The organism is Frankia sp. ACN1ag, assembly GCF_001414035.1.
GTDB lineage: Bacteria > Actinomycetota > Actinomycetes > Frankiales > Frankiaceae > Frankia > Frankia torreyi.
Genome location: NZ_LJPA01000026.1, coordinates 67,656 through 92,093, shown reverse-complemented (window position 1 = coordinate 92,093; position 24,438 = coordinate 67,656). Strand labels below are relative to the sequence as shown.

Annotated in this window: 16 protein-coding genes and 2 pseudogenes; 12 read left to right on the top strand and 6 right to left on the bottom strand. The window is 74.1% G+C overall.

Annotated elements, in window-relative coordinates; genetic code table 11:
• Positions 1–5: 5 nt before the first annotated feature.
• From aceE to UK82_RS21840, 3 genes are all read left to right on the top strand, one after another.
• Positions 6–2,786: a pyruvate dehydrogenase (acetyl-transferring), homodimeric type gene (gene aceE, locus UK82_RS21850; protein ID WP_044888343.1), complete on the top strand. Its 2,781-nt coding sequence runs from the start codon at positions 6–8 to the stop codon at positions 2,784–2,786.
• A 765-nt stretch (positions 2,787–3,551) separates the two neighbouring features.
• Entirely contained in the window at positions 3,552–3,812 is a 261-nt protein-coding gene (locus tag UK82_RS21845) for a hypothetical protein (RefSeq protein ID WP_055409011.1), read from the top strand.
• Positions 3,809–4,645 carry a hypothetical protein gene (locus UK82_RS21840; RefSeq protein ID WP_011606163.1) on the top strand — a complete coding sequence of 279 codons (837 nt, stop codon included), beginning with the start codon at positions 3,809–3,811 and terminating at the stop codon, positions 4,643–4,645. The genes UK82_RS21845 and UK82_RS21840 overlap by 4 nt, the downstream gene beginning before the upstream one ends.
• A gap of 87 nt (positions 4,646–4,732) precedes the next feature.
• Here the strand turns inward: UK82_RS21840 and UK82_RS21835 are convergent, their stop codons facing one another.
• A complete protein-coding gene (locus UK82_RS21835) occupies positions 4,733–6,241 on the bottom strand; it encodes a bifunctional phosphatase PAP2/diacylglycerol kinase family protein (protein WP_083507297.1) in 1,509 nt (502 codons plus the stop codon).
• A 285-nt stretch (positions 6,242–6,526) separates the two neighbouring features.
• A complete protein-coding gene (locus UK82_RS41625) occupies positions 6,527–6,856 on the bottom strand; it encodes a DUF5999 family protein (protein ID WP_255354335.1) in 330 nt (109 codons plus the stop codon).
• A gap of 432 nt (positions 6,857–7,288) precedes the next feature.
• On the opposite strand from UK82_RS41625, the pseudogene UK82_RS39340 reads away from it, so the two are divergent.
• The 3 genes and pseudogenes from UK82_RS39340 to UK82_RS21820 form a co-directional block, all read left to right on the top strand.
• A pseudogene (locus tag UK82_RS39340) lies at positions 7,289–8,142 on the top strand (glycosyltransferase family 2 protein); the annotation flags it as partial.
• A 1-nt stretch (position 8,143) separates the two neighbouring features.
• Positions 8,144–8,629: pseudogene (locus UK82_RS39335) on the top strand (glycosyltransferase family 2 protein); the annotation flags it as partial.
• Between the two features lie 18 nt (positions 8,630–8,647).
• A complete protein-coding gene (locus tag UK82_RS21820) occupies positions 8,648–10,687 on the top strand; it encodes a hypothetical protein (protein ID WP_055409007.1) in 2,040 nt (679 codons plus the stop codon).
• A gap of 17 nt (positions 10,688–10,704) precedes the next feature.
• Here UK82_RS21820 and UK82_RS21815 read toward each other — a convergent pair whose 3' ends face one another.
• Positions 10,705–11,127, bottom strand: a complete 423-nt coding sequence (locus tag UK82_RS21815; protein WP_044888347.1) for a CoA-binding protein — start codon at positions 11,125–11,127, stop codon at positions 10,705–10,707.
• A 224-nt stretch (positions 11,128–11,351) separates the two neighbouring features.
• On the opposite strand from UK82_RS21815, the gene UK82_RS21810 reads away from it, so the two are divergent.
• The 3 genes from UK82_RS21810 (at position 11,352) to UK82_RS21800 (ending at position 13,240) form a co-directional block, all read left to right on the top strand.
• Positions 11,352–11,669 (top strand): type II toxin-antitoxin system RelE/ParE family toxin, encoded by a 318-nt coding sequence (locus UK82_RS21810; protein WP_044888348.1) that lies wholly within the window; start codon positions 11,352–11,354, stop codon positions 11,667–11,669.
• Between the two features lie 347 nt (positions 11,670–12,016).
• Positions 12,017–12,538 carry a type II toxin-antitoxin system antitoxin SocA domain-containing protein gene (locus UK82_RS21805; protein ID WP_313949823.1) on the top strand — a complete coding sequence of 174 codons (522 nt, stop codon included), beginning with the start codon at positions 12,017–12,019 and terminating at the stop codon, positions 12,536–12,538.
• Between the two features lie 162 nt (positions 12,539–12,700).
• A complete protein-coding gene (locus UK82_RS21800) occupies positions 12,701–13,240 on the top strand; it encodes a Fic family protein (RefSeq protein ID WP_044888350.1) in 540 nt (179 codons plus the stop codon).
• A gap of 41 nt (positions 13,241–13,281) precedes the next feature.
• Here UK82_RS21800 and UK82_RS21795 read toward each other — a convergent pair whose 3' ends face one another.
• From UK82_RS21795 to UK82_RS21785, 3 genes are all read right to left on the bottom strand, one after another.
• Entirely contained in the window at positions 13,282–13,863 is a 582-nt protein-coding gene (locus UK82_RS21795) for a TerD family protein (RefSeq protein WP_044888355.1), read from the bottom strand.
• Between the two features lie 114 nt (positions 13,864–13,977).
• Entirely contained in the window at positions 13,978–15,039 is a 1,062-nt protein-coding gene (locus tag UK82_RS21790; protein WP_052681561.1) for an MBL fold metallo-hydrolase, read from the bottom strand.
• A gap of 38 nt (positions 15,040–15,077) precedes the next feature.
• Complete coding sequence (locus UK82_RS21785) at positions 15,078–15,896, bottom strand: PaaI family thioesterase (RefSeq protein ID WP_236706263.1); 819 nt, start codon at positions 15,894–15,896, stop codon at positions 15,078–15,080.
• A gap of 666 nt (positions 15,897–16,562) precedes the next feature.
• Between UK82_RS21785 and UK82_RS21780 the strand changes: the two genes are divergently transcribed.
• The 3 genes from UK82_RS21780 to UK82_RS21770 are packed head-to-tail and all read left to right on the top strand — an operon-like array spanning position 16,563 to position 24,272.
• Positions 16,563–18,272, top strand: a complete 1,710-nt coding sequence (locus UK82_RS21780; protein ID WP_055409003.1) for a hypothetical protein — start codon at positions 16,563–16,565, stop codon at positions 18,270–18,272.
• Positions 18,269–19,207 carry a hypothetical protein gene (locus UK82_RS21775; protein WP_055409001.1) on the top strand — a complete coding sequence of 313 codons (939 nt, stop codon included), beginning with the start codon at positions 18,269–18,271 and terminating at the stop codon, positions 19,205–19,207. The genes UK82_RS21780 and UK82_RS21775 overlap by 4 nt, the downstream gene beginning before the upstream one ends.
• Positions 19,200–24,272 carry a hypothetical protein gene (locus tag UK82_RS21770; protein WP_055408999.1) on the top strand — a complete coding sequence of 1,691 codons (5,073 nt, stop codon included), beginning with the start codon at positions 19,200–19,202 and terminating at the stop codon, positions 24,270–24,272. Before UK82_RS21775 ends, UK82_RS21770 begins: the two co-directional genes overlap by 8 nt.
• Positions 24,273–24,438: the final 166 nt, after the last annotated feature.

The following is a 24,438-nucleotide window of genomic DNA, read 5'->3' as shown; positions in this document are numbered from 1 at the left end:
AAGGCGTGGCGCAGGACACAACCCGGAAGTTCTCGGTCATCACCGACGGGCTGCCGAGTCAGCTGCCGGACATCGACCCCTCGGAGACCAACGAGTGGCTGGAGTCACTCGACGCGGTCATCGAGGAGTCCGGCCGCGGCCGGGCCCGCTTCCTCATGCTGAAGCTCCTCGAACGAGCCCGCGAGAAGGCGGTCGGGGTTCCCGGTCTGACCAGCACGGACTACATCAACACGATTCCGCCGGAGCGCGAGCCCTGGTTCCCCGGCGACGAACATGTCGAGCGCCGCATCCGGGCGTATATCCGGTGGAACGCGGCCATCATGGTCAGCCGAGCGAACCGGCCCGAGTTCAACGTCGGCGGCCACATCGCCACGTACGCGTCGAGCGCGAGCCTGTACGAGGTCGGATTCAACCACTTCTTTCGCGGCAAGGACCACCTGAGCTCCTCGCCGGGAAGCGACTCGGGCGACCAGATCTTCATCCAGGGGCACGCCTCTCCGGGCATCTACGCCCGTGCGTTCCTGGAGGGCCGGCTGACGGAGAAGCAGCTCGACGCCTTCCGCCGGGAGAGCGAGTCGGGCGGGCTGTCGTCCTACCCGCACCCGCGGCTCATGCCCGACTTCTGGGAGTTCCCCACCGTGTCGATGGGCCTCGGCCCGATCGACGCCATCTACCAGGCGCGGTTCAACCGCTACCTGCTCAACCGCCAGATCAAGGACACCTCGAACAGCCGGGTGTGGGCGTTCCTCGGCGACGGCGAGATGGACGAGCCGGAGTCGATCGGGGCGCTCGGCGTCGCCGCCCGCGAGGAGCTCGACAACCTGATCTTCGTGGTGAACTGCAACCTGCAGCGCCTCGACGGCCCGGTCCGCGGCAACGGCAAGATCATGCAGGAGCTGGAGTCGCTGTTCCGCGGCGCCGGCTGGAACGTGATCAAGGTCGTCTGGGGTCGCGACTGGGACCCGCTGCTGGCCAAGGACACCGACGGCGTCCTCGTCCACCGGATGAACACCACCCCGGACGGGCAGTTCCAGACCTACACGACGTCGTCGGGCGAGTACATCCGCGAGCACTTCTTCGGCGCGGACGCCCGCCTGCGCCGCATGGTCGCCGACCTCGCCGACGACGACCTGCGCAAGCTCTCCCGCGGCGGCCACGACTACCGCAAGCTCTACGCGGCGTACAAGGCGGCCACCGAGCACACCGGTCAGCCCACGGTCATCCTCGCCCACACCATCAAGGGCTGGACGCTGGGCAAGGACTTCGAGGCCCGCAACGCCACCCACCAGATGAAGAAGCTGACCAAGGCGGAGCTCAAGGAGTTCCGCGACCGGCTCTACCTGGAGATCCCGGACTCGGCGCTGGCCGGGGACCTGCCCCCCTACTACCACCCGGGGCCGGACTCCGAGGAGATCCAGTACATGCGGGAGCGCCGGGCCTCCCTCGGCGGCTCGATGCCGCGCCGCGTCGTGCGGGCCAAGCCGCTCACCCAGCCGCCCGCGAAGATCTTCGACGAGCTGCGCAAGGGCTCGGGCAAGCAGCCCGTCGCCACGACGATGGCGTTCGTCCGGCTGCTGAAGGACCTCATGAAGACCAAGGAGATGGGCGCGCGGTTCGTGCCGGTCATCCCCGACGAGGCACGCACCTTCGGCATGGACGCGATGTTCCCGACGGCGAAGATCTACTCGCCGCACGGGCAGCGCTACGAGGCCGTCGACCGCGAGCTGCTGCTGTCCTACCAGGAGTCCGAGTCCGGCCAGATGCTGCACGAGGGCATCAGCGAGGCCGGCTCGATGGGCTCGGTGATCGCCGCCGCCACGTCGTACTCCACCCACGCGCAGTACATGATCCCGGTCTACGTCTTCTACTCGATGTTCGGGTTCCAGCGCACCGGTGACCAGATGTGGGCGCTCGGCGACCAGCTCGGCCGTGGCTTCCTGCTCGGCGCCACCGCCGGGCGGACCACGCTCAACGGCGAGGGCCTGCAGCACCAGGACGGCCACTCGCTGCTGCTCGCCTCGACCAACCCGGCCTGCGTCGCCTACGACCCGGCGTTTGCGTTCGAGGTCTCGCACATCGTCCGCGACGCCCTGGACCGGATGTACGGCGAGCGCGACGAGAACGTCTTCTACTACCTCACCGTCTACAACGAGCCCGTACCCCAGCCGGCCGAGCCGGCCGGCCTCGACCCGGCGCAGATCATCGCCGGCATGTACCGGTTCCGGCCGGCCGAGGAGCTCGTCGGCGGCCTGCCGAACGGCGGCGCCGAGGGCGACTCGGGACCGCGGGCGCAGTTGCTGGCCAGCGGCACGTCCATCCACTGGGCGCTCGCCGCGCAGGAGATCCTCGCCGCCGACTTCGGCGTCGCCGCCGACGTGTGGTCGGTGACCTCGTGGAACGAGCTGCGGCGGGAGGCCCTCGACTGCGAGCGGGCGAACCTGCTCAACCCCGAGGCCGACGACGCCGTGCCGTACGTGACCCGCATCCTCGACGGCGCCCCCGGCCCCGTCGTGGCGGTCTCCGACTGGATGCGTGCGGTGCCCGACCAGATCTCCCGCTGGGTGCCGCAGGCGTTCACCTCGCTCGGCACCGACGGCTACGGGCGCTCCGACACCCGCCTGGCGCTGCGCCGGCACTTCAAGGTCGACGCCGAGTCGGTCGTCGTCGCCGCCCTGGAGTCCCTGGTCCGGGCCGGCGAGGTCAAGGCCAGCCTGGTCGAGGACGCGATCCGCCGCTTCGGCCTGCGCGACGACGACGACGCCGTCGGCGGCACCGACGCCGGCTGACCAGCGAGGCAGGCCGACCAGCGAGGCAGGCCGACCGGCGAGGCAGGCCGACCGGCGAGGCCGACTGACCCATGACGGGCCCGGGGTGGACGACCTGACCAGGTTGTCCACCCCGGGCCCGCTCGCCGTCCACAGCCGGAGCGCCGCCCGGTCCCACCCGTCGGGGGGATGCGGCGGTGGCGGCGCCGGCCGTCCCGGCACCCCCGGTCCACCCCGGCGGGGGCGCCACCATCGGTGGGCCGCGACGCGTCGCGACACCCCCGGTCCCACCCCCGCACGGAGGCACCCCCCGGCCGGCGCCGCCACCATCACCCGCCGGTGCCGGCACTCCCAGGGAAATCGCCGCCCAAGCGGGCCCCGGCCGAGTCCGTCGGCCGGCCGCCGCCGGCCCGGCCGTGGTGTCACGAGCCTCACCCCGGCGGGGTTCTGCGGCGGCGCGCCGGTGCACACCGGCGCCGTCGTCGCCCTGCGTGACCAGGATGGCCGACACCGACGTGCCACACCGCCTCCGGCAGCCATGCCGATCCGTCCTGCGCCCGAAATGGCACCGCCGTGCCACCACCGTCATGCCCCGCCTAAAGGCACAACGAGTTCCACATCGGGNCCGCGAACACTAGTCTCACGGAGGTGACATCGGGAGATCGGCGACGCGGCGTACCACGCCGCGGACCCCACGCAGGCGGCACTCCCCGCGCACGCCGCCCCGCGCAGCTACGGTCTCGGAGAGCGACGAGATGTGGCCTGCCTGGTACGCGGGACCATGAAGTGATCAGGTACGGTCGCCGCATCCGCCGCGCCGCCCATGATCCGGCCGGTGACGGGATGTCCGGCCGGTTCACCCGCACGGATTCGGACGACGGCTGCCCGGCGCAGGCCGCGACGGTCGAGGAGGACGAGGTGAACGGTGTCACGACGACCCCCATACTCGCGGTGGCACCATCCGCGCCGTGGCCGGGCAGGCTCGCGGTGACCCCGCGGCGATCCGTGTGCGCCGGGGCCCCCACCAGCGGCGGGCGGATGGCATGATCCTTCGAGCCCGCCGCATCGAACGGCTGGAGGAGCACCCCAACCTGCGGGGCATCCTCGGCATCCTTGCCCAGCTCGTGCACACCACCGACGCCGAGCTCGGCTCGCTCGCCGCCGCCTGGCGCAACTCCGGTTACCTGGCCGCCGCTCGGGACAAGGCGCTGGCCCCCGACTCGCCGCTGATCGTCGAGGTGCTGGCCGCGTTCGACGCGCTGAGCGCCATCTACGCCGACGACCTCGCCGGCGCCGACTACGTCACCGTCGAGCCGTCGGTCGCGGCGACCGCGCTGCGCGCGATGCGCGACGCCGTCGCCGCCTCCTACGCGCGGCCCATCCTCGGCCGCGCCGAGTACGCCGCGCTCATGCGGCCCTGGCGCGCGGTCTACCCACGGGCGCGCTCACACGAGCCCGACCTGGGCCCGGCCGCCGCGGACGTCAAGCGGGTCCTCGCCGCGCTGCCGGTCCTCGCCGGCCGCTGCCACGACCCAGACAGCCTGGAGGTCTTCGACGGGCTGCTGGTCAGCGCCCTGACCCGGGACGACTCCGCCCACCAGCAGGCCATGGACGCCGCGTTCGCGAGCGCCGTGGTGACCGGCCGCCGCCGGGTGTGGACGCTGGTGCGCCGCAGCGCCGCCGAGGGGTTCTGGCGGCTGTGCCCGGACTGCCGCGGCAAGCGCGCCGCCACCGACTCCAGCGAGGATCACCGGGTCATGGAGCTGTGCGCCGACCTGGCCTGCGCGCTGCTCGTCGAGGACCTCCTCGACTCCTCCCAGTTCACGCAGCTCACCCGCCCGCTGCACACGCTCATCCCGCTCCAGCACCGCGGCGGCTGAGCGCTCGGGCAGGCTCGGGCAGCGGCCGCCCCGAGCTTCCGCCCGTCAGCCGTCGGGCGCCGGCCGTCGGGCGCCGGCCGTCGCGACTCAGCCGTCGCCGGGGCGGCGCGGGCGGTAGACGACCAGCCGGGCACCGCTCGGGGTGATCACGATCCGCTCCACCCCCTCGGTGACCTCGCCGTCACAGGCGAAGGGCAGCGGCCCGGGCTGGTGGGAGGAGATCAGCACCCGTTCGACCGTGCGCTGCTCGTACACCCGGCTGCGGCCGAGCCGGCCGGTGAGGACCGCCCCCACCAGCCGCAGCCGGGCCAGCGGCGCCGACGCGTCGACGATCCGCAGGTCGAGCAGGCTCTCGTCGAGCCGGTTGCGGTAGGTCGGCGCGAAGCCGTCGGGGCGGTACACCCCGTTGCCCACGAAGATCAGCCAGACCCGGCGGCGCTCGGAGTCGATCTCCACCTCGAACGGCGGCTCGTGGCGCAGCACCCAGCACAGGGCGATGATCATCGCGGGCCACTTGCCGATGCGCCGCTCGAACCGTTCGCGCACGGCCACCATGTCGGGATAGCCCCCGAGGCTCGCGGTGTTCACGAAGATCCGGGAGAACCGGTCGAACACCGCGGAGATGCCGTCGGCCCGACCGAGGTCGATGGCGACCGCCGCACCCTCGCGGATCGCCTGCACCGAGTCGCCGGCACCGACCAGGCCCAGGTCGGCGGCGAAGTGGTTGAGCGTGCCCGCCGGGAAGACCGCCAGCGGCATGCCGCGGGCCAGCGCCACCTGCGCGGCCGCGTTGATGCTTCCGTCGCCGCCGGCGATGCCCAGCACCCTCGACTTCGACGCGGCGCCGGCCAGGGCGGCGGCCATGTCGTCAGCCGGCCCGACCTCGATGACCTCCGCCAGCGGCAGGTCGGCGCGCAGCACGGCGAGCAGATCGGCGTGGTTGCCCTGGCCGGAGCGCCCGTTGACGACGACGGTGAGGCCGTCCCCCTCGGGCAGTGCCGGCGCCCAGGCCGACGCCGGGCTCGCCCGCGCCGGCACCCAGGGCCGCCGCGGCATCACCTTCGTTGTGAGCAGGCCCGCGCCGACGCCCAGCAGGATCCCCGCGGCCACGTCCCCGGGGTAGTGCACCCCGACGTACACCCGGGAGAACGCCACGGCGGCGGCCAGGGCGGCCACCGGCACCGCCGCCCCGGGTGCGTCGAGGGCGACCCCGGTCGCGAAGGCGGCGGCGGACGCGGCGTGCCCGGAGGGGAACGAGAAGGTCGTCAGGTCGCGGGAGAGCCGGCGCAGCGGCGGGATGCCGTGCGTCGGCGGGCGGTCGCGGCGGAAGACCAGCTTGGCCGGCCCGTTGGCCAGGACGCTGGCGACGCCGAGCCCGATCAGGCCGCGGGCGGCCGCCGGGCGGCGGCGCCCCTTGGTGGCCCCCAGCGCCCCTGCCACGCCCCACCACAGCAGACCGTGGTCGGCGGCGTGCGACAGCCGCGGCAGGACCGGGTCGAGCAGCGGGCGCCCACCGGCGAGCGCGGTGAACAGCGAGCGGTCCGCCCGGGTGAACGCCTGCACGAAACTACGGCCGAGGGCGATGTCGCGGCGCATGAGCAGGCGGGCCCGGCGCCCGACCGGACTCGTGGCCGGCGGCAGGCCGACCCGGGACCCGCGGGACACCTCCGCCCGCCACCGGTCGGCCAGGCCGGTCCCCCGCGCCGCTCCGACAATCCCCCGCACAGACCCGCCCGCCGATCTCGCCGTCACGCCCGGCACCGTACCCGCCCGCGAGGCCGTCGGATCAATCTGGACGAAACCTCACAGCCGCGGGACACGGCACAGCCACGGGACACGACACAGCCGCGGGACAGGACGGCGCCGACGGCGCCCGGCCGGTCAGACCCGGACGGGAGCCTGGCTCGCCCGCCGGGGCGCCGGGGGCCGCGGGGCGCAGGCCGCCCGCGGCAGGGCACGCCGCGGCTCGACCGTGCGACCGGTCGGCAGGATCTCCCCGGTGTCGTCGAACAGGATCACCCCGTTGCACAGCAGACTCCAGCCCTGGTCCCAGTGCTGGTTGGTCACCCGCGCGGCGTCCCGGTCGGCGCCTTCGGCGGTGGGGCAGGGTGGGGAATGGGGGCAGCCACGCCGGGGTGGGGGAAGCGCCCGGGAGGCTGCGGAAGCGGAGGAAGCGTCTGGGTCCTCGGTCGACGCAGGAAGCGCCGGCACCTCGTCTGAAACGCGAACAGCTTGCACGGGCACCAGACGTTACGCCTCCCCGTAAGAAGCGTCACACCGAGGCGCGTGCGGAGGGCCCGGCGTGTCTGCCGCGCCACAGTGCGGGCCGATCGCGAGATGCGCACTGATCGGGTCCTGACCAGGACAGCAGCCGCATGGCGCCCAGGTGCTAGCCGCTCGGGCAGGCCACGAGGTGTCCGCAGATGGACACCGGTAATCGGACCATGCGAGCAGATCGGTAGGTTACGGGGCTGCGGGCGAGCGATCCGTGGCACCGGCCGCGAGAATGACTCGCGTCGGTCTGCTGATGCGTCCGCCTGAACGACTGGCGCCGGCCCACCGGCGACCGGTCAGGGACTCCCGTCACGGACGGCCACCGGTGGGCGGTCGCGGGCACGCCCGGCCATGGAGGGGGTACGGACGATGGAGGGTGCCACGGGCACCGGCGCCGACACCGTCGGGGAGACTCCCGCCGCCGGCGGGGCGACCCGTTCGCGCGGTCAGGCGTTCGAGGTCTCGGTCGTGATGCCGTGCCTCAACGAGGAGGACTCGGTCGGCGTGTGCGTACGCAAGGCCCTCGCCGGGCTCGCCGCCGCGGGCGCCGTCGGCGAGGTCGTCGTCGTCGACAACGGCTCGACGGACCGGTCGGCCGAGCTCGCCCAGGAGGCGGGCGCCCGGGTCGTGCACGAGACGCGACGCGGCTACGGCAACGCCTACCTGGCCGGCTTCGCCGCCGCCAGGGGGCGGCTGATCGTGATGGGCGACGCCGACGACTCCTACGACTTCTCCGACCTCTCCGCGCTGCTCGCCCCGCTGCGCGCCGGTCGGGCGGACTACGTTCTCGGCTCCCGCTTCGCCGGGAAGATCCTGCCCGGCGCCATGCCCTGGCTGCACCGCTACGTCGGCAACCCGGTGCTCACCGGCATCCTCAACCGCCTGTTCGACGTGCGCTCGTCCGACGCCCACTCGGGGATGCGCGCGTTCAGCCGCGAGGCGTACCTGCGGATGCGGCTGCGCTGCGAGGGAATGGAACTGGCCAGCGAGCTGGTCATCGCCGCCGGGCGGGCCGGGCTGCGCATCGAGGAGGTGCCGATCACCTACCACCCGCGGGTGGGTGACTCCAAGCTGCACTCGCTGCGCGACGGCTGGCGCCACCTGCGGTTCATGCTGCTGCTCGCGCCGCGATACCTGTTCGTCCTGCCGGGTCTGGTGCTGCTGGCGCTCGGGCTCGTCGGCCAGGCGGTCCTGCTCCCCGGCTCCCTGGACCTCGGCTTCCANCGGCTGGATCTGCACTTCTCGATCCTGTTCGCGCTGCTGGCACTGCTCGGCTGGCAGCTCGTGCTGCTCGGCGTCTGCGCGGACGTCCACAACCACGCGGTCGGCTGGCAGGAGCGCCGCCGCTGGCCGCTGCCGCTGATCCACCGGGTGTTCACCCTCGAACGCGGCCTGGCGTTCGGGGCCGGCCTGTTCACGGTCGGGTTCGTCGTCGACGTCGTGGTGCTCGTACGCTGGCTCGCGAACGACCTCGGTCCTCTGAACGAGATGCGCCCGGCGCTGCTCGCGATGACCCTGATGGTGCTCGGCGCCCAGACCGCGTTCGGCTCGTTCTTCCTGCGCCTGCTGACCGCGGGGCCCAGCGGCGGCCATCAGCGCGCCGCCGCCCGCCCGGCGATGCGGGCGCCCGGCGATCCGCCCGGCGGAGCGCCGCTGGTCGGCATGCACTACGAGACGCAGGAGCACCCGGCCGAGGCCGTCGGGTTCTGAGAACGGCGGACATCGACGATGGTCGTCCTGGGCAGGCACGTGTTCCCGCCGCCCCGTGTTCACGCGCATCCTGATCAGGGCAGCGGCTCCCCGCCCCAGCCCCCGGTCAGGACGACGGCGGCGACGCCCTCGGCGGCCACCGCGGGGCCGGCCTACCCCGTCTACCCCGACGAGCCGGACCGTTCCGGCGAACCAGAGCGCGGGGACGAACCCGAGTATCGCGGCGACGGCGGTAACGCTCCGCATGATGTCGGCGACGCGAAGCGCGCCGCGAGGGCCCCGGCTTCACCCGACGCCCCGGTCGTCCTGGGCGCCGACACGGGCGGTGGGGACGGGCCGCCGCCGCGCCGCGACCGCCGGCCGCTGCGCCATCTGCCGTTCGCGATCCTGCTCGCCGCGGGCGTGGCACTGCGAGCGGTCACCGCCTACGCCTACCGGCCGGCGTTCGAGTTCTACGGCGACTCCTACGCCTATCTACGCCTGTCGACGCTGAAGGCCCCCGACCCGATGCGGCCGGCGGGCTACCCGGCGTTCCTGCGGCTGCTGTCGTTCACCGACAGCCTCTGGTGGGTCACCGTCGTCCAGCACGCGGCGGGGCTGGCTCTGGGCGTGACCCTCTACGTCCTGCTGGTGCACCGCCGGGTCGCGGCGCCGATCGCGGCGCTCGCCGCGGCGCCGATCCTGCTCGACGCCTACGAGCTGGTCATCGAGCACTACGTGATGGCCGAGACGCTGTTCGCGGTGCTGCTGGTCGCCGCGATCGTCGCCCTGACCTGGTCGCCCCGCCCGTCGGTGTGGGCGTGCGGGCTGGCCGGGCTGCTGCTCGCTGGCGCGGGCCTGGTTCGCACGATCGGCGTGGCCCTCGCCGTGCTGGTCGTCGGTTACCTGGTGCTGCGCCGGGTCGGCTGGCTTCGCTTCGCGACCTTCGTCGTCGCCCTGGCCGTGCCGCTCGCCGGCTACGCGACCTGGTTCCATGCAAGCCACGGGAAGTACGCGCTCACCGGCGGCGACGCGGTGTGGATGTACGGCCGGGTGGCACCGATCGCCGACTGCGACCGACTGCACCTGAGCCGGCCGCAGCTCGTGCTGTGCTCCCCCCACCCCGTCGCCGAGCGGCCAGACCCCAGCTACTACGTGTGGAGCGTCAACAGCCCGTCCCGGCGGCTGCACGTGCCCGCCGACGAGCGGGACGCGCTGCTGCGCGACTTCACCCACCAGGTCATCCGCTACCAGTTCGGCGACTACGTCCGGATGGTCGGCGGGGAGCTCGCCCACTACTTCCGCCCCGGCCGACCGATCGGGCACCGGGACTGGCCCGACGCGACCTGGCGCTTCCCCACCGGGGACGAGCCTCGCTTCCTGCACAACGGCGAGCCGCTGCTGGGCCTGCACGGCGACGCGCCGAAGCGCGAGGTCCACGAGTCGGCCGCCGGCTTCCTGCGCGGGTACCAGCGGTACGGCTTCACCCCCGGGCCGGTGCTGGCCGGAATGCTGCTGCTCGCCGTCGTCGCGATCGCGGTGCCGGCCCGGCGCCGCGCCCCGCGACTGGGCGTACGCGGCGCCCGGGCCCGCCGACGCTGGCACGACCAGACGGTCGAACACCGGCGGCTACGCGCCGACACGGCCCTGCTCGCGGCCGCCGGCGTCATGATCCTCGTGGTGCCGGCGGCCACGGTCTGCTTCGACTATCGCTACCTGCTGCCCGTGCTCGTCCTGATCCCGCCCGCCGCGGCGCTGGCGACCCGCCGGCTCGCCCTGGTCCGCCGCTCCCGCCGGGCCCCCGACGAGATCACCCGCACCTCGCTGTGGGCCCCCGCGGTGCCCGAACCCACACTGCCGGGGCCAGCGTCGACAGGAGGACCGTCGCCGATCGGGCCGTCGCCGATCGGGCCGTCACCGATCGGGCCGTCACCGATCGGGCCGTCGCTGACTGAGAAGTCGGCGACACGCCGTGCCGGCCAGGACCACCTCGACCCGGCCGGACCGGCAACCCGTCCCGCCGACACCGGCGACGCGGCGGCGGCGGGCACCACGGTGCGGCGTCGCCACCGGCGCTGACCGGTCAGCGGGTCCGGTCAGCGGGTCCAGCCGAGGCCGAGGCGGGGGGCCTCCATCGCCGGGCAGGTGTCCATCACGACGTCCAGGCCGGCCTCACCGGCACGGACCGCGGCCGCGTCGTCGCGGACGCCGAGCTGGAGCCAGACGCCCCTCGCGCCGATCTTCACCGCCTCGTCGACCACCGGCCCGGCAAGCTCCGAGCGGACGAACAGGTCGACGACGTCGACGGCGAACGGGATCTCGCTCAGCGTCGCGTACCCCTGCTCCCCCGCGACCACCGGCGCCGACGGGTGGACCGGCACCACCCGCTTACCGTTGCGACGCAGGTACTCCGCGATGCCGAACGCGGTGCGGCGGGTGTCGTTGGACAGCCCGACGACCGCCCACACCTCGGTGTCGGCGAGCAGATGACGGATCGTGTCGTCGTCTCCGTAGCGCATGCCAAGTGTCAACAGCGGCGACGGTCCGTGTCATCCGGTCGCGTGGGGACGAGGGATGGCCCGCGGGCATCCGTGCCGAACCCGCACTTCCCGCCCGACGAGCGCGAAGCGGGGGCCGCGGGACGGGCGGCCGCATAGGATCACCATGTGAACAACACGGAAGTCGTCCTCTCCCGCACGGGACGGCCCCGGCCACATTCGGGCGGCGGAATGGGTGGCCCGCGGTGAGCGACAAGCACGAGGTCACCCTCTCCGCCTCGGCCGAGCGGGACCTGGCCAAGCTCGCCGAGCTCACCCGCGGCGAGGTCCGCCGGTTCCTCGACGGCAAGCTGCGCGACGATCCGCGCAAGGCCGGCACCCCGATTCCGGGCGAGCAGGTCGGCATGCACGAGGCCAGCGGCCGGACCTGGCGGATCCTCTACCGGATCGACGCGAACACCCGGACGGTGCGGGTCATGGTCGTCGCGCCGCGCGGTTCGCGCACCCGGATCGTGCCCACGATCGGCACCTCAAGCCCCGCCACCGGCTGGCGCCGCATCTGACCTCCGGCGGCCCCGGGGCGTCCCCATACGGCGCCGCTCCGCACGGACGTCACGCATACGAACATATGTTCGACATCCTGAGGTGAACGATCTATCGTGGATCCATGACCGCCCCGAGCGACCGAGCCGGCCGCGCACCGATACCCGCACGGCGGCTGCCAGGTGGGGCGGCGAGATCACACCATCGACGTGACGGCGCTCGTGCATCCCCGACGACGGACCGATAAAATCTTCAGTATAAGCAGCCGCGAGGTCGGACCGGGAGGCGATGTCAGGCCATGGCGGAAAACGTCCATGATGTCGCGTCGCTGATCGTCACGACCCTCGGAGACGTCGACACCATGNGCCTGCAGAAGCTGGCCTACTACTCGCAGGCCTGGCACCTGGCGACCTACGGGACGGTCCTCTTCCCCGACGAGATCGAGGCCTGGACCTTCGGTCCCGTCGTGCCCCAGCTTTACAGCGCCCACCGGGGGGCCTACGGCGTGAGGACCTGGGTCCGTGGCGACCCGCGTCGCCTCGACGATCGCTCCCGCCACCTCGTCAACTGGGTCCTCGAGACCTATGGGCAGCTCACGGGCGAGGAGCTCTCTCGGATGACGCACGCGGAAGCTCCCTGGCGACATGCGCGAGCGGGGCTCGACGACAGCGAGCGCTCGAACGAGCCGATCGATCCCACGGTCATGAAGGAGTATTTCTCCCGCCTGAGGATGTCCCCGGCTGAGGCGGTGTCCGCAGCGGTCGGTAACGCGCGGCTCGAGGGCTACGAACTGTCGGCCTCGACGGCGAAGCAGCTCGGCAGGATTGCCACCGGCGAGAGTTCGGCAGACGACATCGTCAGGGAAATTCTCGCCCGGTATCATCACTGAGGGCGATAGCGGAGGGCGATAGCCGCTACCGTCCTTGAAATACCTCTGGCATCAAGACCCGCTGTGCCTCGGCATGGTCGGCCCGGGGGCGTTGGAGGCGCGATCGCTGCCGCTGGTGACCCGTACTGCTGGCCAGGTTCCGAATGCCTGAGGAACCGGCTTATGATCATCGACCGGGACGAACTCGCCGAAGTGGAGCAACAGCTCTCGGCGGCCCGCTACACGCAGCTTGGCATCTCACTCCTGCCGGGCGCCTACGATGCCGCGCACCTTCGGAGGTTCCACCGGCAGCTTTTCGCTGACGTGTACGACTGGGCCGGCACCACCAGAAGCGTGAACATCGCGAAGGACGGCCACCCCTTCTGCCTGGCACCCAACATCGACAGCCAGCTCGATGCACTGTTCACCGGCCTCGCCAGGAATCAGTATCTGCTCCACCTCGACCGGGAGACCTTCGTCTCCCGGCTCGCCGAGTTCTACGGCGACATGAACGCGATCCATCCCTTCCGGGAGGGCAACGGCCGCACCCAGCGGGCGTTCTTACGCCAACTCGCGGCCGGCGCCGGCTGGACGCTGCGGTGGGACGACCTGGCCAAGGACGCGAACGACGGTGCCTGCCATCGGTATCGGCATCATTTCGACCCCGAGGAACTGATCGCCCTTCTCGGCCCCCTGGTCCTGCGAAGAGGCGGCCAGGAGTGATCGGGGCCGCGTTGGCCGTGAGTGCCTCCCGGCAGGGAGAGTCAGGAGACGTTGACGCCGAAGTCCAGGGCGATCCCGCGCAGCCCGGAGGCGTAGCCCTGGCCGACGGCGCGGAACTTCCACTCGCCGCCGTAACGGTAGAGCTCACCGAAGATCATCGCGGTCTCGGTGGAGGCATCCTCGGTGAGGTCGTACCGGGCCACCTCCGCACCGGTCGTGGCGTCGGTGACCCGGATGAAGGCGTCGCGGATCTGGCCGAAGGTCTGCCGGCGGGTGTCCGCGTCGTAGATCGACACCGCGAAGACGACCTTCGCCGCCTGCGGGGTCAACGTTCGCAGGTCGACGTTGATCTGCTCGTCGTCGCCGCCACCGCCGCCGACCAGGTTGTCGCCGAGGTGCGTGACCCCGCCGTCGGGGCTGACCAGGTTGTTGAAGAAGACGAAGTAGCTGTCGGAGAGCACCCGGCCGGCCTCGTTGACGACGATCGCGCTGGCGTCAAGGTCGTAGTCCGCGCCGCTGGTCTGCCGCACCTTCCAGCCCAGCCCGATGGTCACTGCCGTGAGGTTGGGGGCGACCTTGCTGAGCGAGACATTCCCGCCCTTGGACAGCGACACGGACGTCATGTCCCACACCCTAGTACCGATGGGTGCGGCCCGAACCGATGCGGCCCGAAATCCCCGCCTACGCCAAAGTCCGGAAGGCGGTGCCCTGCCACGTCCGCGGACACCCGCGCCCGGCTACGCGTCGGCGAGCCGCCAGCGCGCGGGGGCGCCGTCGTCGACGCGGGCGGCGCCGGTCGCCACCAGGGCGGCCAGGCACCCGAAGGTGTCGGTGACAGCGTTCTGGAGCGCCACGCCGCGCAGGTTGCGGAACGGGCGGTGCCAGGTCACGTGGTCGGCGATTTCCCAGACGGTGCTCGCACCGGCGCGCAGGCCCGCGAGCACCTCGGCAAGCCGGCCTCGGTGCATCGCGTCGATCTCGGCGAGGCGGTGTTCCAGGCCGGTGAACCGGTGCTCGTGCGCCGGCAGTACCTCTGCGGCGTCCAGCCCACGCAGCCGGGCGAGCGCGCGCAGGTGGTCACCGAGCGGGTCGGGATGGGACTCGTCGGGTTCGGGGGTGCCGACCACGGTCGACGGCAGCACGTGGTCACCGGACAGCAGCAGCCGGTTGGCCGGCTCCCAGAAGCACAGGTGTCCCGGCGAATGGCCGGGGGTCCACAGCGCGCGCAGCTCCCACCCGGGGATGTCCGGTCGCCCGCCGTCCTCGATCAGGACGTCCGGGCGCGGAATCCGGCGCACGGCCGCCTGGGTGCCCTTGACCAGGTGTTCGGTCACCTCGGCCGGGGCGCCGGCGCGGGCCATCAGCCCCGGGATCCGCGTGGCGAAACCGTTCTCGAACTGGCTCAGGATCGCGTTGTCCAACGGGTGCAGCGACACCCAGGCGCCGGACGCCTCACGGATCCGGCCCGCCATCCCGAAGTGATCGAGATGGGCATGGGTGACGACGACGCCCTGAACCTCGGCGGCCGAGGTCCCGACCGTGTCCAACCCTGCCTCCAGGGCCGCGAAGGCCTCGTCGGAGTCCCAGCCGGCGTCGATCAGGTAGGGGCCGTCCGCGGTCTCGAAGACGTAGACGGTCACGTGGGCCGGCTTCGCCCAGGGCAGCGGGAGCGGGATGCTCCACAGTCCCGGCCGGACCTGTTCCACCGGCGGCAGGGGACGGCGCCAACGCACGGGCCGCGTGCCGGCGTCGCGCTGCGCGGGTGCGGAGGGAAGCCGTCCGACGTCGGGCGTGGTCATGCGTCGGGCGTGGTCATGGTCGTCGTTCCTCCACAGGGTCAGGCGGTCGACGGCTGGTTGGGGGGGACGGCGGCTGAGGGGACTGTGCCGGGCGTACCTGGGGTGTCGGGAGCCGGGGCGCCGAACGCGCCGAACAGTCGGGCGGCCTGGTCCGGGCGGGGAACGACGAAGATGCCGACGCCCTCGACCAGGGGCTGGTCGGGCTCGGACTCCAGCGCGATGGTGCCGGCCGCGGTGATCTTCCGGTCGGCGACCTCGACGACCCGCCCGACGACGAGCAGCGGCGCCAGCAGCGGAACCGGCCGGCGGTAGCGGGCCGACAGGGAGACGGTCAGGCCGGATCGGCCACTCGCGCTGACGACGTCGCCCAGGACCTGGTCGAGCATCATGGCGCTCACCCCGCCGTGCAGGTAACCGCGCGGCCCCTGGTAGGGCAGGCCGAGGGTGGCACGGCCGGTGAGGACCCCGTCCACCAGCGTGGTCTCGAGCCAGGGCGCGATCGGGTTGGCCTGCCCGATGACCGGGTTGTACAGCCACAGCTTCGCGACCGGGTCGTCCAGTGGCGCGGGTTCACCGACGTCGCGCTGCTCGGCGGTCAACGCGGGCAGACACTGAGTGATCCGGGCGGCGACGTCGAGCAGGGTCGCGGTCGGCGCCAGCGTGCGCACGGAGGCGTCGGTCAACGCGCGCAGGGCCGCGCCGAGCTGGGCGGCCGCATCTCGCTGGGCCGCCATCTCTCGCTGGGTCGCCATGCCATCCGCGACCGTCGACGGCTCCTCCCAGGCGGGCCGCGCCTGCGCAGCGGCCTGGCGCGGCAACCCAAGCTCGTCCAGAGCAGCGTCCACGGCGTCGTCCACCCGTTTCCTCGGCGCCTGGCGGCGCGTCGTCTCGTCGGTCACCCCACGCCCCGGGACGGCCGTACGGCACCGCCGCCGATGCCCCGCCCGCCCCACCCGCCGCGCCGCGGGTGGGAGAAAGGGAGAACGGGCACCGCCTGGTGCCCGGCGAGCCAGCGCCACCCCTCGTCGGGTGTACGCACCCCCGGTCGATCCCGTCCGCGCCGAACGTTCATCGTGGTGACGCCTCAGCCACGCGATGGAACCGAGTTGAGAATACCCCACCGGCCTGTTGACGGTCGCTCGACAGCCCTCCTGGGTCGCGTGGGTCACGCCGCTGCGACCAGGGTCAGCGGGCCCTCGACCCCCGCCCGCCAGGGCACTGACAACCCATGAAAGGCCTGCACTACCGGCACGTCGCTTCCCCCTGACGCCGGCCGGCCGGGCCCACACTCCGCCGGGGGTGCGCTTCGTGAGCGAGATCACCCTGGATCTTCCGTACCCGGCCGACCATGCGCCCCCGACACCCCAACGGCCAAAAGAGTGCACTGAATTTGCACCGCGCCGGAATCCCGTCGGCGGTCGCCCGCCGCAACGCTCCACCCCGCTCCTACCGTCGTGCACCGCCCGGGCACCGCAGCCGGGTCGTGGGCGGCCCGGTCCCCGCCAACCACTAGGCTCGGACGGATGATCGAGCCCGCGTCGACAACCGGTCCAGACCGGCTGCCCACCGCGGTCGGGCTCGTCGGCGACGTCGGGATGATCCGCCGGCTCAAGGCGCTGGCGCTGACGCAGCCGTTGCACGACCTCGACGTGCGCAAGGCGCACCTGGACGGCGCGGACTTCTCCGTCTACGCGATGGCCGAGCTCGGCCTGCACGCGATCGACCAGGTCACCGTGGCGATGGATTTCGACCGCGGCGCGGACCACGACCAGGTGCGCCGCCGCCTGGTCCCGCTCGCCGCCGCCCAGGCGCCCGCCCGCCCGGCCGCCGAGCACGACCGGGTGGCGTCCTGGGTGCTGCACAACCTCATCAACGTCGGCAACGTCAACCGGGGCTTCGAGGCGGGTTACGGCACCCTGCACGCCGACGGCCGTTACGAACGGCGCCGCTTCGACTTCAAGCTGCTCGTCGAGTTCGCCGATCCACACGGGGAGATCTACCTGCGGGCCACCGACGAGGCGGTGACCGTGCTGGTCGGGGCATTGGACACCGACATCACCTCGGCGCAGGTCGCCGCCGAGGTCGCCCTGGACACGCTCATCCGCCGCGGCCGGCTCGCCGACGCCCGCAGCGCGGCGGAGGCCGCCCGGTACCGCACCGTGCAGTACGCCGAGCAGCTCCGCCGACACCTCGACGCGACGCGGCGCAACGTCCTGGCCGTCGACTGGCTGCACGCGATGCCCGCCCTCGTCGACGAGGCCCTGCAGCACGTCGAGCAGCGTTACCGGTACGAGAACGCGATCCTCACCCACATCCGCCGCTACCGCGACTCCGCCGACGACGCCGACCACAAACGCCAGGCTGCCGACCTGGTCGCCATCGTCGGAGACTGCATCCGTCGGCACACCCAGCTCCAGGCCCGGCTGTTGGAGGCGGGCGCCGTGTTCCGCGCCGAGCAGGACCGCCAGCAGTTCGCCGTCACCCCGGCGCGCGGTGGCGTCGACCTGCACGCCCAGTTGCTGGTGCCGACGCTGGCATTGGCCGCCGGAGACGCACAGCGCCCGGCGGCGGCGTTCTTCCCCGGTGCGGTGGGCGTGCGCACGCCCCGGGCCCCTCGGGTCCTCGATCTGGTCGATCTGCTGCTTCGCCCGCCGGTGGAACGCGACACGCTCGGCGCGGAGGTGGTCGAGGCCGAGCTGGTGCCGTTGGCCGAGCCGGCGCGGTTCGACGACGAGACCTGGGCCCACGCGCTCGGGCTGCTCGAGCTCGACCCAGCGGCGCCGCGCCGGCTGTCCGCCCTGCTCGCCGACGCCCGCCGCGGGGGCGACCGGGACGTCGTCGACCTCGTCGCGCTGCTGGCCCTGCACGCGGTCAACCCCCGCGTCGACGCGTCCCGGCAGGCGGGCGAGACGACCCTCACGGTCGCCGTCGACGACGGCACGCCGCTGCACGATCCGGAGTTCGGCGGGGCCGACCTGCTCGTCGGCCGGGCCCGGATCGTCGCGGCTCCCAGCACGGAGACGGCCAGCGCGGCGGCGGCCAGCGCGGCGGCGGCCAGCGCGGCGGCGATCGCGGGGACGGCCGGCACTGCCGCAGCCGTCGCGGATGATGCGGTCGCCCGGGGGCCGCAGGGCGAAGCGGAATCGTCGGACCCGGCTGGTATCACTTCAGTCCTGACAGAACTGCAGGCTGCGGGCGGCGCGGCCGCGCCGGCGGGAAGGAGGTCACGATGAGCCGGGAACCTGACACGGGCGTCCCGGACCCACAGGGCGACCCGATCGACGGCGACCCGATCGACGGCGGGCCGGTCGACGGCGGGCCGGTCGACGGGGTGCAGGGGGCCGAGCGGCGGCGCGCCGACGCCCACGAGGCGTCCCGGCTGGTGTCGTTCGGCCTGCGGCCCCGGCTGGTGCCGGCTCGCGACCCCGACTACCGCGACCTGGTCCGGCGTTACCTGCGGGAGGCGGAGTTCGCCGCGTTGACCCAGGCGATCGCCGCCGGCCTCGGGCTGGTCGTGCTCGACGTCTCCGAGCGGGCAGGTCTGGTCCCGGCCGGCGCCGACGACTCGGCCTTCGCCGTTCGGATCGGCGACTATGCCCGCCGCGCCGGCGGCGAGCACCGCGCGGCCGACCGGCTGCTGCACGCCCTCGCCCAGCTCGCCGTCGCCGCGCTCGCCTATCCGCGGCCGGCCGACCTCGCCGACGCCTCCTACGTCGGGCGGGTCAGCGTGCACGGCGTCGACGCGTTCGTCCGGGAGACCTGCCGGCTGCTGGCCGAACGCACCGCCGACGACCTGAACACCGATCCGCCGGTCGACGCGCCACGGCTGGAGGCCGCCTGGCGCCTCTACTCCCGGCGCACCTCGACCGGCACCACCCGCGACGCGCGCCGCCTCGCCGGGTCGACGACGGGAATCATCGCCCGGGCGATGAACTTCCTCGTCGAGTCGGGCTGCCTGGTTCCGGTCGGCGACGAGGCCGGCGGCACGTACCGGACCACGCCCCGCTATCAGGTCCAGGTCCGCGAGCTGGCCGCGGATGCGGCCTTCGAGGAGTTGCTGGCCCTCGGCGTGGTCACGGTCACCGACGGCGCCGGCAGCGTGCGGGTCCTCGTCGACGAGCCGGCCCTGCTGGAGACGACGCCGGCCGGAGAGGCCGCGGATGTATGAGTTGTCGCGGGTGCGGCTGCACTCGATCGGGCCGCCGGGCGCCCGCTTCGGTGACGTGCTGCTGGACTTCTCGGGAGTGGGCGCGCCGGTCGCCGGGCCGCGCCAGGACGGGCTGTTCCCCGTCACGCCCCGCCAGCGCCGCGACGCCGCCCTCCCCGCAGTTCCCGCGCTTTCCAGCGCGCCGTCGCCGGTGGCCCCGGTCGGCCCAGGCACGGCGATCGACCCAGGGACGGCGGCTGCGGAGACCGCGGTCGCGGGGACGGCGGCTGCGGGGACGGCGGTCGCGCCGGGTCGGCCACGGCGCCCCTCCCCCGCCTCGGTGCTGTTCCTGGAGAACGGCGGCGGCAAGAGCGTCCTGATCAAGCTGATCTTCTCGGTGGTGCTGCCCGGTCGGCGGCAGGTCGTCGGCACCTCCAACGGGCGGGTGCTGGACAACTTCGTCCTGCCCGGCGACTGCGCTCACGTCATCTGCGAGTGGCAGCACGCGGTGACCGGGCACCGGGTGGTGACCGGCAAGGTGAGCGAGTGGCGCGGCCGCGGCGCGGCCGACGCCGCTCGACTCACCGAGGCCTGGTACTCCTTCCGCCCCGGCGGCAGCCTGGAGATCACCTCTCTGCCGCTGACCGCCGAAGGCCGCCAGGTCACCCTCGCCGGGTTGCGGGGCCGGCTCCACGACGCCCACGGGGCCGACCCGGCGCTCGACCTGACCTGGGAGACGCACCAGGGCGCCTGGCGGGAACACCTGGATACCCTCGGCCTCGATCCCGAGCTGTTCCGTTACCAGCGGGCGATGAACGCCGGCGAGGGCGAGGCGGCCGAGGCGTTCTCGTTCGGCTCCGACGAGCAGTTCGTCGACTTTCTGCTGCGCGCCGTCACCCCGCCCGAGGACCCCGCGGGCATCGCCGACGTCGTCGACGGTTACGCGACCAAGCTCGCCGAACGGGCCGCGCTCGGCGCCGAGCGCGACTTCGTCGCGGGAGCGCTGGCGCGACTCGCCCCGCTGGCCGACGCGGTCGAACGGCGTGCCAGCGCCGGTGCGGGCTACGCGGCCACCCAGGCCCGCATCGCGGACCTGCACGACGGCGTGCGGGCCAGGGTGCGCCGCGACGCCGCCGCCCTGGCCGGGCTCGCCGCCCAGGTGCAGGCCGCCCGCGACGCGGAACGCGACGCCGACGAGGCCCGGTCGCGCCGGCACGGCGCCGTTCTCGCGTTGCGCCGACGGATCGCCGAGCTGCGCCTCGCCGACGCCGAGCGGGAGCGGGACCGGCTCGTCACCGACGCCCGCGCCGCAGCCGCCGAGATCGACGCCTGGCGGGCGACCGAGGACGTGTTACGGCTTGCGGCGGCGTCGGCCGAGGCGGAACGGCTGACCCGCCTCGTCGCCGATGCGGAGGACGTCGCCGCGCCCGCGCTGGCCGACCGTGATGGCGCCGCGCGGGCCCTGCTGCTCGGCCTGAACCGGCTGGCCGAGGCGTCCGGCGAGGCGGCCCGGCAGGCGGAGGCCGAGGCCGGCGAGCACGACCGGCGCGCTGGCGCGGCGGACCGCGCGGACCGCCGCGCCAGCGACGAGGCCGCGCAGGCGCGCGCCCGGGAACAGGCCCTGCACCAGCGACGGGCGGCGGCGCTCGACGCTCTGGCCGCCGCCGCCGGGGCCGGGCTGATCGCCCCCGGCGGCACCGATCTCGCCCGTCAGGCGCAGCGGGCCGGCGCCGAGGCTCAGCAGGCCGCCGCCGCCGTGCGTGACGCGCTGCGCCACGCCACCCACGCCCAGGACCGCGGCCCGGCGGACGCCGCGACCCGCGCCGCCCAGCACCGCGTCGTCTCGGCCGGCGCGGCCCTGGATCGGCTCACCGGCCAGCTCGACCAGGCACGGGCCGGCGCGGCGGCGCTGCTCGCCGACGGCCGACTCGCGGAGCTGCTCGGCGACGCGGGCCCGGCCAGCGGACTGGGCGGACCGGACGAGGTCGCGGGCGAGGACGAGGACGAGCCGGCCGCCGCCGACCAGGAGGCCAGCGCCGCCGACGGGGAGTCCCGGGGCACCGACCCGAGCCCCACCGTCAGCGACGACGAGGCCGCCGCGGGCGCGCACCGGATCCTCGACGCGGTCGCCGAGGCCGCCGGGGAACGGCTGGCGGAGGCGGTCGCCGCGGCGGAGGCGCGCCGGCTCGCTCTGTCGGTGGCCGCCGACGCCGACCGGCGCCTGCTCGGCGCGCTGGGCGGGGGCGGCCTGCGCCCACCCCGCGAGGAGGTCGCCGCGGCGGTCGACGTCCTGCAGGCCGCCGGGATCGCCGCGGTCGCCGGCTGGTCCCATCTCGCGCATGCGGTGCCGGCCGCACGGCGCGAACGGGTCCTGCGGGCGCGGCCCCACCTCGCCGACGGGGTGATCATCACAGATCGGGCGGGTCACGCGCGGATCCGCGAGGTACTCGACGCCGCCGCCCTGCTCCCCGACAGTGTGGTTGCCGTGGGTGGGGTCGATGACCTGCTCGACGACGCCGACCCGGTCATCGACGGCGAACGGATCACGATGGTCCGGCCGAACCCGGCGCTCTACGACACCGCGGCCGCCGCCACCGAGCGGGAGACCATCCGTGCACGCCAGGACGAGCGCGCCACGCTCGCCGCGGCGCTGTCCGACCGGATCGCGACGGACCGTGACCTCGCCGCAGCCCTCGCCGGCTGGCGGCGGACCCACCCCCCCGGACACCTCGACCGGCTTGGGACACAGCTCACGGCCGCCCGGGAGACGCTGACGGCCGCCGAGGCGGAGCTCGCCGCTGCCGGCCGGGAGGCGGCCGCAGCCGAGCAGGCGGCACGGCGCGCGCTCGCCGACGTCGAACCGCTGCGGCTGGCCGCCGCCGAGGCTGCCGCGCGGGCGACCGCGCTGGACCAGCTCGCTCGGTCCGTCGGCGACCTGGCCGCGACCGAGCGGGAGATCGAGCAGGTCGCCGCGGTCGCCGAGGACCGGCTGGCCGAGGCCCGGGCAGCTCGGGAACACGCCGCGACGCAGCGGCGGGCGGCCGCCGAGGCCGTCCGGCGCGCGGACGAGGCGCGCCGCAACGCCGCGGCCGCCCGCGCGGAGAGCGGCAGCGTCGTCGGTGCGGGCGATGCCGCGGCGACGGCGAGCGCGGGCGACGAGCCGAGACCGCCCGTGGCGGTGCTGCGCGCGGCCTACGAGGCCGCAAGCCGCACCTACGCGCAGGTGGAGGTCGGCGCAGACCTGCGCGGCGAGGTCGATCGGGCCCGCCGGGAGGAGGCCGCCGCCCGAGCGGCACTCGAGGCCTTCGAGCCGGCCGTGCGCGTACGGGCCCGCGAGCTTCTCGCGGGCGTCAGCGGCGGAGACAGCGCGACCCGGGCGGCCGGTGAGGCGCGGGCTCGCCGGTCGGCCGCGGCGGTCGGGGCCGAACTCGACGGCGCCCGCGAGCGGCTTGGCGCGTTGCGCGAGGAACTGCGCACCGCCACGGCGGAGGTACAGCGACGCGGGGTGGCGCCGCTCACCGGGGAACAGGTCCCGACGGATCTCGGTCACGCCGGGGAGTTGCTGCGCGCCGCGACCGCGGCGGTCGAGCACGCCGAGGACGGTCACGCCCGGGCCCGCGCTGTCCGCGACGACCTCGTCGAGCGCTCCACCCGGCACACCGAGGAACTGGACGCCTTCACCGCCATCGCCGAGAGCCTCGCGGACCTGCCCGCTGCGACCCAGCCGACCATGGGCCCGGCGAGCGCCGGAACAGGCGGCGCCGGCGAGCGCGAACGGGGCGCGTCCGCGCTCGCCGGGCCGGCGATGGACGATCCCGCGCCGGCCGACGGGGTCGCGGTAGCCGTCCCGTTCACGGGCGACGCGCGCCAGGCTCGGGAGAGCTCCCATCGGCTGCGCCTCGCGTGGCGGGAGGCGGCCGCCGGCTACGGCCAGGCCGCCGGCGCCGTGCGGACGGCGGCCGACGTGGTCACCGCCTGGGCGGCGCAGGACCGGTTCGACGCCGTGCGCAGCCCCGCCCGCCGTCAGATGCGGCGGGCAGGACGCGAGGCCGTGGCCGACGGGGCGGCGGCCTGGGCGCAGGCCCTCGCGCCGCGGCTGCGCAGCCTCGACGACGACCTCGCGCACATCGGCCGCAACCGCGAGGCGATCGTCGCCCGCCTGGAGGGGATGGTCCGCGCCGCGCTCGGCACGCTGCGTGCCGCCGGCCGCCTGTCCCGCCTCCCCGACCAGCTCGGCGACTGGTCGGGTCAGGACTTCCTGCGCATCACGTTCGCCGAGCCGGATGACCGGGCGCTGACGGAGGCCCTCGGCCGGGTGGTCGACGAGACGGCCGCCGCCGCGGTGGCCACCCGACCCCGACCGGGCGTGGCCGTCGGCGTCGGGACCGGCGACGCACGCGGCACCCGTGCCGCGGCCGCCGTGCTCCGCGACGGGATGGGGCTGCTGCTGCGCGGGGTCCGCGCCGCGCTTCCCCGTGGCGTGCGGGTCGAGATCCTCAAACCGGACGCAGTCCTGCGTACCGAGCGGGTGCGAGTCAGCGAGCTGGGTGATGTCTTCTCCGGCGGTCAGCAGCTCACCGCCGCCATCATCCTGTACTGCACGATGGCGGCCCTGCGGGCCAACGACCGCGGCCAGCTCCGGGCCCCGCATGCCGGCGTGCTGTTCCTCGACAATCCGATCGGCCGGGCGAGCGCCGGCTACCTCCTCGACCTCCAGCTCGCCGTCGCCGACCGGCTGGGCGTCCAGCTCGTCTACACGACGGGGCTGTTCGACACCGCTGCCCTGTCGGCCTTTCCGCTGATCGTCCGGCTGCGCAACGATGCGGACCTGCGGGCCGGCCGCAAGTACCTGCGAGTGGAGGAGCATCTACGACCCGGGCTGACCCCGCCCGACCCGGTCTCCGCAGGGGCGGCCGTCACAGGCGTCATCACCGCGACCCGGCTGTTCGCGCGCCCCCGGCCGCCCACACCCGCAGCCGGCCCCGACGACACACCCGGGCTCGACGACACACCCACGGGTCCGACCACCGGCGGCGGCCATGGCCACCACCTGGCCGGGGAACGGCCCGATCGACGCCCCTCCTGACCTGGCCTTACTCGCCTACGTTAGCGAGGGGCCAGTGGAGGACACCGGCCAAGGTCTTGGCGAGCCGGGGCGTTCCTGCGATGATGGATTCGCCGCCCGGCACCCCCCGAGCCGGGCGGCACCATACTTTCGGGCCGCACTTTCGGGCCGCTGACCGGCGCGGGAC

Excerpts from the sequence above, each read along its gene's own strand:
- UK82_RS21840 (WP_011606163.1), top strand. The coding sequence starts at position 3,809 with ATGATCCTTCGAGCCCGCCGCATCGAACGGCTGGAGGAGCACCCCAAC.
- UK82_RS21835 (WP_083507297.1), bottom strand. The coding sequence starts at position 6,241 with ATGCGCCGCGACATCGCCCTCGGCCGTAGTTTCGTGCAGGCGTTCACC.
- UK82_RS21820 (WP_055409007.1), top strand. The coding sequence starts at position 8,648 with ATGGTCGTCCTGGGCAGGCACGTGTTCCCGCCGCCCCGTGTTCACGCG.
- UK82_RS21815 (WP_044888347.1), bottom strand. The coding sequence starts at position 11,127 with ATGCGCTACGGAGACGACGACACGATCCGTCATCTGCTCGCCGACACC.
- UK82_RS21800 (WP_044888350.1), top strand. The coding sequence starts at position 12,701 with ATGATCATCGACCGGGACGAACTCGCCGAAGTGGAGCAACAGCTCTCG.
- UK82_RS21795 (WP_044888355.1), bottom strand. The coding sequence starts at position 13,863 with ATGACGTCCGTGTCGCTGTCCAAGGGCGGGAATGTCTCGCTCAGCAAG.
- UK82_RS21790 (WP_052681561.1), bottom strand. The coding sequence starts at position 15,039 with ATGACCACGCCCGACGTCGGACGGCTTCCCTCCGCACCCGCGCAGCGC.
- UK82_RS21780 (WP_055409003.1), top strand. The coding sequence starts at position 16,563 with ATGATCGAGCCCGCGTCGACAACCGGTCCAGACCGGCTGCCCACCGCG.
- UK82_RS21775 (WP_055409001.1), top strand. The coding sequence starts at position 18,269 with ATGAGCCGGGAACCTGACACGGGCGTCCCGGACCCACAGGGCGACCCG.
- UK82_RS21770 (WP_055408999.1), top strand. The coding sequence starts at position 19,200 with ATGTATGAGTTGTCGCGGGTGCGGCTGCACTCGATCGGGCCGCCGGGC.